Origin of the sequence: Devosia sp. Root635, from assembly GCF_001427605.1 — a bacterium.
Classification (GTDB): Bacteria; Pseudomonadota; Alphaproteobacteria; order Rhizobiales; family Devosiaceae; genus Devosia.
The window spans coordinates 110,269-119,634 of the sequence record NZ_LMGZ01000003.1 but is presented as its reverse complement, the minus strand read 5'-3'; the positions used below and the strand labels follow the sequence as shown (position 1 = coordinate 119,634).

General features: G+C 62.7%; 9 protein-coding genes. 4 read left to right on the top strand and 5 right to left on the bottom strand.

What is annotated here, in order from left to right; translation table 11 throughout:
* Window positions 1–128: 128 nt before the first annotated feature.
* Together ASD80_RS03215 and ASD80_RS03210 are read right to left on the bottom strand one after the other, a co-directional pair.
* Window positions 129–2,006 carry an ABC transporter ATP-binding protein gene (locus ASD80_RS03215; RefSeq protein WP_056228863.1) on the bottom strand — a complete coding sequence of 626 codons (1,878 nt, stop codon included), beginning with the start codon at window positions 2,004–2,006 and terminating at the stop codon, window positions 129–131.
* A gap of 131 nt (window positions 2,007–2,137) precedes the next feature.
* A complete protein-coding gene (locus tag ASD80_RS03210) occupies window positions 2,138–3,127 on the bottom strand; it encodes a potassium channel beta subunit family protein (protein ID WP_056228860.1) in 990 nt (329 codons plus the stop codon).
* Between the two features lie 120 nt (window positions 3,128–3,247).
* Between ASD80_RS03210 and ASD80_RS03205 the strand changes: the two genes are divergently transcribed.
* Window positions 3,248–3,673 carry a VOC family protein gene (locus ASD80_RS03205; RefSeq protein ID WP_244488926.1) on the top strand — a complete coding sequence of 142 codons (426 nt, stop codon included), beginning with the start codon at window positions 3,248–3,250 and terminating at the stop codon, window positions 3,671–3,673.
* On the opposite strand, the gene ASD80_RS03200 is transcribed toward ASD80_RS03205, so the two are convergent.
* The 3 genes from ASD80_RS03200 to ilvA all read right to left on the bottom strand — a co-directional run bounded on the left by ASD80_RS03200 (window position 3,674) and on the right by ilvA (window position 7,419).
* Entirely contained in the window at window positions 3,674–4,378 is a 705-nt protein-coding gene (locus ASD80_RS03200; RefSeq protein ID WP_056228858.1) for a pyrimidine 5'-nucleotidase, read from the bottom strand.
* Between the two features lie 82 nt (window positions 4,379–4,460).
* Window positions 4,461–5,702: a hypothetical protein gene (locus ASD80_RS03195; RefSeq protein ID WP_056228855.1), complete on the bottom strand. Its 1,242-nt coding sequence runs from the start codon at window positions 5,700–5,702 to the stop codon at window positions 4,461–4,463.
* 193 nt (window positions 5,703–5,895) lie between these two features.
* Complete coding sequence (ilvA, locus tag ASD80_RS03190; RefSeq protein ID WP_056228852.1) at window positions 5,896–7,419, bottom strand: threonine ammonia-lyase, biosynthetic; 1,524 nt, start codon at window positions 7,417–7,419, stop codon at window positions 5,896–5,898.
* Window positions 7,420–7,847: 428 nt separating this feature from the next.
* Between ilvA and ASD80_RS03185 the strand changes: the two genes are divergently transcribed.
* From ASD80_RS03185 to ASD80_RS03175, 3 genes are all read left to right on the top strand, one after another.
* Window positions 7,848–8,273, top strand: a complete 426-nt coding sequence (locus ASD80_RS03185; protein ID WP_056228849.1) for a nitroreductase/quinone reductase family protein — start codon at window positions 7,848–7,850, stop codon at window positions 8,271–8,273.
* Window positions 8,274–8,368: 95 nt separating this feature from the next.
* Complete coding sequence (locus ASD80_RS03180; protein ID WP_056228847.1) at window positions 8,369–8,653, top strand: hypothetical protein; 285 nt, start codon at window positions 8,369–8,371, stop codon at window positions 8,651–8,653.
* Between the two features lie 106 nt (window positions 8,654–8,759).
* The gene (locus ASD80_RS03175) at window positions 8,760–9,365 is read left to right on the top strand and encodes a TetR/AcrR family transcriptional regulator (protein WP_162247307.1); all 606 of its coding nucleotides are present in this window, start codon (window positions 8,760–8,762) and stop codon (window positions 9,363–9,365) included.
* Window position 9,366: the final 1 nt, after the last annotated feature.

Here is a 9,366-nt window from a genome sequence, read left to right as displayed (position 1 = left end):
CTGCCCGAGGACGGTCGATGTCTGCCCGGGAGCGCGGATGCGACCGCCTCCCGGGACATCTTAATCAGATTTCGTCGATACAAGCCCGAGGGTGACGATCCGAGGTGGGGCATCATTTGTGGGCACCCTCACCGATACCCCGCTGCCTGCAGCTCGAACAGTTCGGCATATCGCCCGCGTAGGGCCACCAGCTCGGCATGGGAGCCGGACTCCAGGATCGTCCCATTTTCCAGCACCAGGATGCGGTCGGCCATGCGGACCGTGGAAAAGCGGTGCGAGATGATGACCGCGGTCTTGCCCGCGGCGAGGCTCTTGAAGCGGGAGAACACTTCCGCTTCCGCCTTGGCGTCTAACGCGGCAGTGGGTTCGTCGAGGATGATGAGATCGGCGTCGCGCATATAGGCGCGGGCGATGGCGACTTTCTGCCATTCGCCGCCGCTGAGGTCGCGACCCTTCTTGAACAGGCGCCCGAGCTGCTGGTCATAGCCTTCGGGCAGCTTTTCGATCACCGCATTGGCAAGGCTCAGTTCGGCGGCATTCTCGATGCGCGCCATGTCATTCTGGTCCTCGATGCGGCCCACCCCGATATTCTCGCGGGCGGTGAGGCTGTAGCGGATAAAATCCTGGAAGATCACCCCGATATGGGCATGGATATCGGCGACCGAGAGATCCTTGAGGTCGATGCCGTCAATGGTGATACGGCCTTCATCCGGATCGTAGAGCCGGGTCAGGAGCTTGACGATCGTGGTCTTGCCGGCGCCGTTCTCGCCCACCAGCGCCAGCGTCTCGCCGGCATGGAGGGTGAAACTCAGGTGGCGGATGGCCCAGCCATCGGTATCGGGATAGCGGAAGCCCACATCCTCGAAGGTGATGCCCTGGCGGATCGGCTGCGGGAAGGGTTTCGGGTTGGCCGGCGAGAGGATTGTCGGCTCGATCTCGAAGAAACTGAAGAGGTCATCGAGATACATCGACTGGCCGGCTATGGCGGTGAAGCCGAGCAGGATTTTCTGGAACAGGCCATTGAGCCGCAGGAACGAGCCCGACAGGAAGGCGAGATCGCCAATGGTGAAGGCGCCGGTCACGGTGCGCCAGACGATGAAGCCATAGGCGCCATAATAGGTCAGGGTGGAGATCGAGGAGAACAGGGCCCCCCACATGGCGCGCTGTGTCGAAAGATTGCGGTTTTCGAGATAGATGGTGTGGGCGAGTTGCTTGAAACGGGCGATGAGGAAATCGCCCAGCCCGAAGAGCTTGAGTTCCTTGGCCGTTTCGGCGCTGGCGCCGATATAGCGGATATATTCGAGCTCGCGCCGCTCGGGCGTGCGCCAGCGGCTCATGAAATAGGCCAGCGTATTGAAGCGCGTTTCGCCCCAGATGGCCGGGACGAAGGAGAGCGGCAGCAGCAGGATCAGCCATGGCGCATAGACGAAGAGGCCCGCCGCCAGCGTGGCGACGGTGATGATATCCTGCGCCTGGCCGAACATCTGGCTCAATAGCGCATTGCGGCCGGCGGCCTGGCGACGGGCCCGCTCCAGCCTATCCTGGTATTCGGCGGATTCGAAATGCATGAGGTCGAGTCGGGCCGCATGGGCCATCAGCTCGACGCTGACCGTATTGGAATGGAGTTCCGACAGGACGGAATCCACCAATCCGGTGGCGCGGGCCAAGAGGTCCGAGGCCACCACCAGCGCCAGTTCTATGGCGAGCAGGACGACGATGGAGGTCAGCACGCCGCTGTTCCACCAGTCGGCAAAGCCGGGGCCGGGCGCGGTTATGGTGGTGAGGCGAACCACCTCGTCGATGATGAGCTTGCCCACATAGAGCATGGCGATGGGTTGCAGCGAGGCGATGAGGCGCAGCCCGATGCTGGCTGCTGTCAGCGGGCGGCTGGTGCGCCAGATCTGCGCGACGAGCCGGCCGAGATGGCGGAGGTTCTCGATACGCTCGCGGAATGTGGGAGCCTGGTCAGGCGTGGGCGGCGGACGGCGCCCGGGAAGGTCGGTCATGCGGCAATGATAACCGGGCGAAGGGGGAGGGGGAATAGTTCTCCACGTTAAGGTGTCGTAACAATTGCCGCCGGCGTCTCAGTCGTCTCCCTCCCCTTGTGGGGAGGGAGACCCCGACTGCGAAATCGAGCCTAGTACCGCTCGAAGGCCTTCGGCTTGTTGCCCATGATGGCCTCGATCTTCTCGGCCACGTCAGGGGTCATCTTGTCCTTGGACTTGAGGGCCGAGAGGTTGTCCGCGAGCTGGGCTTTCTTCGAGGCGCCGAGGATGACGGTCGAGACATGCGGGTTGTCGAGGCACCAGAGCAAGGCCAGGTGATGCACCGGCAGGCCGATTTCCTGGGCGAGCTTGGCCAGTTGCCTGATCTTTTCGAGCTTGGCCTTGCCGGCTTCGCTGGTCCAATCCTTCTTGAGCCATTCATAGCCCGGCAGGTTCATGCGGCTGTCCGCAGGAATGCCGTCATTGTATTTGCCGGTGAGGGCGCCCGAGGCCAGCGGCGACCAGATCGTGGTGCCCAGGCCCATGAGGTCATAGAGCGGCAGATAATCGTGCTCGACCTTTTCGCGGGTGAACAGGTTGTATTGCGGCTGCTCCATCTGCGGGCCGATGAGATGGTTGGCGCGGGCAAAGGCCCAGGCTTCGGTGAGCTGCTGGGCGGTCCATTCCGAGGTGCCCCAATAGAGCACTTTGCCCTGGGTGATGAGATTGTGCATCGCCCAGACGGTTTCCTCGATCGGGGTCTCGATATCGGGGCGGTGGCAGAAATAGAGGTCGAGATAATCGACCTGCAGGCGCTTGAGCGCGGCATGGGCCGCCTCGGTCACATGCTTGCGGTTAAGGCCCTTCTGCGTCGGCTTGGTGCCGCCCCAGAACACTTTTGAGGAGACGGCATAGCTGTCGCGGCTCCAGTTGAGCTTCCTGAGCGCGGCGCCCATCAGCGTTTCGGATTCGCCGGCCTCGTAGCCCTCGGCATTGTCGAAGAAATTGACGCCTTCGTCATAGGCCAGGCCCATCAGTGCCAGGGCCTCCTTTTCGTCCACCTGCTTGCTGAAGGTGACCCAGCTGCCGAGCGACAGCTCGCTGACCTTGAGGCCGGATTTGCCCAGGCGACGATATTCCATGACACTGTTCCTGATGGTTTCGCGGCCCGGAGCCGCCGTGGTATATCGGCATTTGCCGATGGAGTGACGCTAATCCCTGGCGTCCTGTCTGTAAAGCACCGGGCCGAACGTCATTGAACCATGATGCGGGCGACCGCGTTCGAAACCAATGCACACAGCGAGGATGTGACCATGCTCAAGGATATCGACTCATCAGCCATCGTGGCGGTCAGGGATATGTCGCGCGCCAGGGACTTCTACCAGAACACGCTCGGGCTTGAACTGGCCCATGGCGACGACAATGTGCTCTCCTTCAAGACCGGCAAGACCGTGCTCAACGTCTATGTCTCCGACTTCGCCGGCAGCAACAAGGCCAATGCGGTTGTCTGGGGTGTCGGTGACCAGCTCGACGCCATTGTCGCCGATCTGGCGGCCAAGGGGACAAGTTTCGAGCATTATCCGGATATGGGCCTGGACTATAAGGACGGCATCCACTCCGCAGGGAACTTCAAGGCCGTCTGGCTGAAGGATCCCGACGGCAATATCCTGCACCTGAACAATATGTAGTCAGGGCATTTCGCGCAGGAAGCGCGCCAGATTGTCGGTGATGTGATGGACATGGGGGCCGGACGTGCGGTCCAGCTCCCAGGCTTCGACCTGTTCATGCACATAGCCGGCATCGGCCACGACCTGCACCGTCGCCATGCCGATTTCATGCGGCACGACGAGGTTCTTTTCCAGGTCGTCGAACATGACGGCGCTGGCCGGGTCAATACCGTGCAGCGCCAGGAAGCCGTCATAGGCCGCCTTGTGCGGCTTGGGCACGAAGGTCATGGCGCGGATGTCGTGGACATGCTCGAAAATATCGGCGCCGCCGAGGCGCGACAGCACCGAGCGGGCATGGCCGGTATCGCCATTGGTGAGGATGAACTTGCGGCCCGGCAAAGCGCGGATGGCCTCGACCAGATCAGGATGGGCCGCGACCGGCGAATAGTCGATGGCATGAACCGTGTTGAGGAAGTGATCGGGATCGATCTCGTGCTTGAGCATGAGGCCGTTCAGCGTGGTGCCGAAGTCCCGATAATAACTCTTCTGCAGGGCACGGGCGGCTTCGAAATCGAGCCGTGTCACCTCCATCACATATTGGGTGATGCGGCTGTCGATCTGCGCGAAGAGGTTGCATTCGCGCGGATAGAGGGTGTTGTCGAGATCGAACACCCAATCGGTAATGTGGCTGAGGCTGCGGCGGGCAGGGGACGTCATGTCGTTCATGGTCCGCCCAGTATAGCCCGCAATATTGAAGATGGGGATAAAGAGTGCGGGAACGGCGCCGGAGCGCCGTTCCCGGAGATGGTTATTCGACCGGCTGGTTGGCCTCGACGGCCAGGCCCAGGGCGGTGATGAGGCCGGCCGGGTTGGCGGCGGCGGCCATCAGCACCAGCAGCGAGGTGGGCGAGGGCGGCGCCACCTTGACCTCGATACTCTGCGGATCGTCGAGGAAGGCCGAGACCGGCGGCACCACGAGATCGTTGAGCGCGGGAATGCCCGACTGGGCCAGCATCATCGGCAGCATCGACTTGAGGCCTTCGACAAAGGTCGCGCGATCGGCGCCGGACTGGGCGGCGAAGAAGTCGAGCAGCTTGCCGGCCAGCGAGGCATCGTCATAGCGGATCGAGGCGGAGACGATGTTGACGCCCTGCATCAGCGCCATGCCCTGCATCATCTGGGCCTGCGCCTGCTCCTCGGTCTGCTCGCCGCCCATCGACGCCTGCATGGCGTAGATCTGGTCGAGCACGGCCGGGGTAAAGCCGGTCAGGTCAGCGGTGATGTCGATCGCGCCGACATCGTCGAAGTCGAGGGTAAAGGCGGTGAGGTCCACATGGCCATCGGCCATGGCCCAACTCATCTCCATGTAGATTTCGCCCGTGACATTGGTAAGGCCGAGCGCTTCGATGGTTGCGCCTGCGCCCGGATCGTCCTCGGCAACCGAAGTGAGATCGGCCGAAATGCCGCTGATGAGGAAGGTGGAGGACAGGTCGGACAGCTCGGTCGAGGCGAAAGCCGGGTTGAAGGTCGACTGCGAGGCCATCGACTCGAACGAGAAGACCTCTTCGCCGTCACGGGTAACCGAGAGCGGGCCGGTGCTGAACGACTTGAACAACTGTATCAGCCCGATAGCCGGCACCGGATCGCCGGCCGGCAGATAGAAGCCTTCGGCAAGGATGTCGCTGAGGTTCAGGTGACCAGCAGGGTCGGCGGCGAAATCGGTGTCGATATCGGGAATGCTGACGGAATCGGCGATGTAGCTGCCATCGGCATTCTCGACCACGCCCGAAAAGGTGACTTCGGTATCGAAAACCATCGGCTCCAGCTTCGCATCGGGCGAGGAGACGATGGTCACGGTGCCGCCATCGACCGTGATAGTGTCGCCATCGAGCGTGGCGGCGCCAAAGGTGAAATCATAGCCGAGGGGCTTGTAGACTTCGGCGATGCGATCGACGAAGGCCTGGGCGTCGAGCGCCATGGCCTGACCCATCAGGGCGACGGTGGCAACGCCGCTCAGCAACAGCAGGCGGGCGGTCTTTGTGGTCCTCATGTCATCTCCGGCATTGTGTTTGTGATTTGATTTGTCGGGGCGGGCGCGTTGAACAGCAGAACCGGCGCCGTCTCGTGGCAGATGGCTTCTTGTCCGTTGAATTGCAATAGATTCCGGCCAGATGTTGGCCGGGGACTTTTGGTGTCGGTTTATTGCATCATAACGCCGATGACAGTGTTGCGACACTCCCGGTTCAGGGGCGGTCGTGGTCGAGGAATGCCCGGTAGGCGGGGTTGTCGGTCTCATCCCAATAGGGAAAGCCGATGGCGTCGACATGGGCGATGAAGTCGCTCCTCGTCGCGGGTGGCACCTGCACGCCCACCAGCACGCGGCCATAATCGGCGCCGTGGTTGCGATAGTGGAACAGCGAGATGTTCCAGGCGTCGTTGAGCCCTTCGAGAAATTTCAGCAGCGCCCCCGGCCGCTCTGGGAATTGGAAGCGATAGACCACCTCGTCGTCGAGGTCGCTGACCCGGCCGCCGACCATGTGGCGCACATGCAGCTTGGCCACTTCATTGTCGGTGAGGTCGGTCACCCTGAGGCCGTGGCCTTCGAGCAGGGTGATGATCTCGTGCTTTTCGGCGTCGCCGCCCACCAGCTTGATGCCGACGAAAATCTTGGCGGTGGCGCCATGGGCGAAGCGATAGTTGAACTCGGTGATGGAGCGCTGGCCGAGCAGGCGGATGAAGGCGCGATAGCTGCCGGGCCGCTCGGGAATCTCGACGCTGAGCAAAGCCTCGGCCCGCTCGCCGATCTCGGCGCGTTCGGCCACATAGCGCAGCCGGTCGAAATTGACATTAGCGCCCGAATTGATGGCGATCAGCGCGCCCGCCGGGGCCTCGCCCCGCTCCACCTGCCGCCGCAACCCGGCAAGGGCCAGCGCGCCGGCCGGTTCGGCAATGGCGCGCATATCGTCGAAAATGTCCTTGATGGCGGCGCAAATCTCGTCGGCGGTAACGGTGACGATATCGTCCAGCAGTTCGCGGCAAAGCCGGAAGGTTTCGGTGCCGACCTGCCGCACCGCCACGCCATCGGCAAACAGCCCGACCTGGTCGAGCGCCACCGGGTGGCCGGCCGCTATGGCGGCCTTCATGCTGGCCGCCTCCTCGGGCTCGACGCCGATGACACGGATTTCGGGGCGCAGGAACTTGACGAAGGCGGCAATGCCTGCCGCCAGCCCGCCGCCGCCAACCGGCACATAGATGGCGCCGATATCGCCCGGATGCTGGCGCAGCAGTTCCATGCCGATCGTGCCCTGGCCGGCAATGACATCGGGGTCGTCGAACGGGTGCACGACGACGTAAAGGTGCTTTTCGGCCAGCTCGGCCGCGTGGGCGCGGGCGGCGTCGAACCCGTCGCCGAACAGCACCACCTCGCCGCCCAGCCGGCGGACCGCATTGATCTTGATGACCGGCGTGGTGGTGGGCATGACGATGATGGCGCGAATGCCCAGCCGCGTCGCCGACAGGGCCACGCCCTGCGCATGGTTGCCGGCCGAGGCGCAGATGACGCCGCGGGCCCGCTCTTCGGCGCTGAGTTGGGCAATACGGTTATGCGCGCCGCGAATCTTGAAGGAGAAGACCGGCTGCATGTCCTCGCGCTTGAGCAGCACCTCGGCACCCAGCCGGGCCGAGAGCAGGTTCATCGTCTCGAGCGGGGTTTGCTCGGCGACTTCATAGACCGACGAGGTGAGGATGCGGCGGACATAGTCCTGCATGGCGGGCACTCCATTTCGTGCCGTGTTGGATGCCCGGCGCGGTGTTTTGTCAATCGGGCATGGGGAAGCGCCGCCTGCAACGCGGTTGTCGATAGACGAGCGGATCCCGAGACGGCTTTCGCCTCTGGTAAATTTAGTAATGAGACGGAAGCCGTCTCGGGATGCCGGGACTTGCTCGGACGGCGCGATCGCAGACCCTGGCGGTTAGCCGTAGCACTGATACGCGCGGTTTTGGGGTGGGGGATAAGTTTTGCTTTTGGGCACCACGCTTTCCTCATGCGCGGTGTCATCCCGGCTCAAGGCCGGGATGACATCGGGGGTTGGGGGGCAAGGGTGCTACCGCCCCGGATATTTTTCCCGCGTGGCGGGTTGAACTCTCGACGCCATCTACCGATGTCGGGATTGGTGCACACCGAGAGGATTTCAGCATGAACGACTTCAACACGCAGGTCATTGCCGATTTCAAGCAGCATGGCGGCAAGCCCGGCGGCCATTTCAAGAATTCGCCGGTTCTGCTGCTGCATGCCATCGGCGCCAAATCGGGGCAGGAACGGGTGCAGCCATTGATGTACCTGCGCCAGCAAGCCGATGGCCCCTGGCATATCTTCGCCTCCTATGGCGGAGCGCCCAAGCATCCGGCCTGGTTCCACAACCTGGTCGCCCATCCCGATGTTGAAATCGAGATTGGCGACGGCACCACGATCGAGCGCATCCCGGTGCGGGCGCGGGTGGTCGAGGGGGACGAGCGCGACACCATCTATGCCGAGCAGGCCCGTCGCTTCCCCCAGTTTGCCGACTATGCGGAAAAGACCACGCGCGAGGTCATTCCGGTGGTGGAGCTGGTCCGCCGCTGACAGCGGCGCGATACCGCATTATCCACTTGCCTGAAGTTCTCTTTTTGTTCTAATCTGCCTGGACTGAAGAATCCGGTTCGGGAAGACATTCGAAAATGCGGGCGCTGCAATCCTCTACCGGCCAGGCGCCGGAAGCCAAGCTCAAGACGCTGGTGGTATTGCTGGCCTTCGTCCGCGACGAGGAGGGCGAACTCCAGCCCGCCTTCGAAGCGCGCGAGGCGCCCTCTGCCGACAAGGCCAGGATGGATGGCCGCCGCATGGCGGCACAGGGCACCTATGCCGGGGTGATCGCCTGGTCGCGCACGGCGGACCTGGTCAATGGCGAATTTGGTGATCCGGTGGTGCTGTTCGAGCATGGCGACGTGCCGCAGATGGAGTGATACGTCCGGGCAGAGCCCTGCCATGAACGCATGGCAGCATTGTCTCAATCAAATGATTGATTGATTCCGCGCGCAGATGTATAGCACCTCCCGCCAAGAGGATGCGATGAACCCCGATCAACCCAATAGCAAGCGTGAGAGCGGCGATGACCGCCGGGTCGCCATTGCCCTGGCGGCGCGGCAGATCATCGTCGAAAAGGGCCTCGAAGGCCTGCGCACCCGCGATATCGCCGCTCGCGTCGGCATCAATATCGCGACGCTGCATTACCATGTGCCTTCCAAGGAAGCGCTGGTGGCGCTGGTCGCTGAAAGCATCCGCCATGACTTCAGGGCGCAGTCCATGCGCCACCCGCGCGAAGGCAAGAGCGCACTCGAGCAGATCCATCTTGAATTCGACGATTTCCGCGAAACCGTCCGCGATATGCCCGAGCTCATCATCATACTGACAGAACTTGGCGAGCGGGCGCGTAGGGATAGTGCCGTCGCTGCGATCGTCACGCCGCTGCATCAGTTCTGGCGCAACCAGTTTGTCGAAATCTACCGCCTCGGCATTGCCGATGGCTCGTTCCGGCCCGACCTCGATCCCGAGGGAGCCGCCTTGATCACCACCGGCGCCATGTCCGACTGCTGGCGCCAGTCCACCGTTTCACGCGTCGACCGGCTCGAACTGGTTCTGGCCGAACTCGAACGTGCGTTTTTCCGCAAATCCTGAG

Excerpts from the sequence above, each read along its gene's own strand:
- ASD80_RS03215 (WP_056228863.1), bottom strand. The coding sequence starts at position 2,006 with ATGACCGACCTTCCCGGGCGCCGTCCGCCGCCCACGCCTGACCAGGCT.
- ASD80_RS03210 (WP_056228860.1), bottom strand. The coding sequence starts at position 3,127 with ATGGAATATCGTCGCCTGGGCAAATCCGGCCTCAAGGTCAGCGAGCTG.
- ASD80_RS03205 (WP_244488926.1), top strand. The coding sequence starts at position 3,248 with ATGATGCGGGCGACCGCGTTCGAAACCAATGCACACAGCGAGGATGTG.
- ASD80_RS03200 (WP_056228858.1), bottom strand. The coding sequence starts at position 4,378 with ATGAACGACATGACGTCCCCTGCCCGCCGCAGCCTCAGCCACATTACC.
- ASD80_RS03195 (WP_056228855.1), bottom strand. The coding sequence starts at position 5,702 with ATGAGGACCACAAAGACCGCCCGCCTGCTGTTGCTGAGCGGCGTTGCC.
- ilvA (WP_056228852.1), bottom strand. The coding sequence starts at position 7,419 with ATGCAGGACTATGTCCGCCGCATCCTCACCTCGTCGGTCTATGAAGTC.
- ASD80_RS03185 (WP_056228849.1), top strand. The coding sequence starts at position 7,848 with ATGAACGACTTCAACACGCAGGTCATTGCCGATTTCAAGCAGCATGGC.
- ASD80_RS03180 (WP_056228847.1), top strand. The coding sequence starts at position 8,369 with ATGCGGGCGCTGCAATCCTCTACCGGCCAGGCGCCGGAAGCCAAGCTC.
- ASD80_RS03175 (WP_162247307.1), top strand. The coding sequence starts at position 8,760 with ATGAACCCCGATCAACCCAATAGCAAGCGTGAGAGCGGCGATGACCGC.